Source organism: Yersinia sp. 2542 StPb PI, from assembly GCF_048593855.1.
Taxonomy (GTDB): domain Bacteria; phylum Pseudomonadota; class Gammaproteobacteria; order Enterobacterales; family Enterobacteriaceae; genus Yersinia; species Yersinia enterocolitica_E.
Genome location: NZ_JAZGQA010000462.1, coordinates 1 through 703 on the forward strand (window position 1 = coordinate 1; position 703 = coordinate 703).

Here is a 703-nt window from a genome sequence, read left to right on the forward strand (position 1 = left end):
CGCCCTGAACCGGCAAGCTATACCGCGAACCTGGCTGCGGCCAACTCAATGTTTGTTACCAGTTTAGCTGATCGCTCCGGTGAAACAGTGTATACCGATGTCTTTACGGGTGAAGAGAAAACGACCAGCCTGTGGTTACGCAATGAAGGTAGCCATAACCGTTCCCGTGATGACAGTGGCGAATTGAAAACGCAAGATAACCGATATGTGATGCAGTTGGGGGGTGATGTGGCGCAATGGAGCCGCAACACACAAGATCTGTGGCGCGTCGGGGTTATGGCGGGTTATGCCAATAGCAGCAGCTCTTCTGTGGCACAGGAAACCGGTTATCGGTCCAACGGTTCGGTAGATGGCTACAGTGTGGGGGTATATGGCACATGGTTTGCTGATAGTCAGGATAATACCGGTGCTTATGTTGACACCTGGCTGCAATACAGTTGGTTTAACAATCAGGTTGATGGACAAGATCTCACCACCGAGAAATATGACTCGAAAGGGTTCACTGCTGCGGTCGAGAGTGGCTATGCCTTCAAAGTGGGCCAGAGTGTTAACCAAAATTACTTTATTCAGCCAAAAGCTCAAGTGGTGTGGATGGGGGTGAAAGCAGATTCTCATACAGAAACCAATGGCACAGTAGTCTCCGGCGAGGGGAATAACAACATTCAAACCCGCTTGGGTGTGAAGGCCTTTATCAGCCCAATAC

General features: G+C 50.2%; 1 protein-coding gene. It reads left to right on the forward strand.

Features of this window, described 5'->3' with window-relative positions; genetic code table 11:
* Positions 1-703: autotransporter outer membrane beta-barrel domain-containing protein (locus tag V1952_RS22295; protein WP_420075604.1), on the forward strand; the 703-nt coding region annotated here is incomplete at both ends.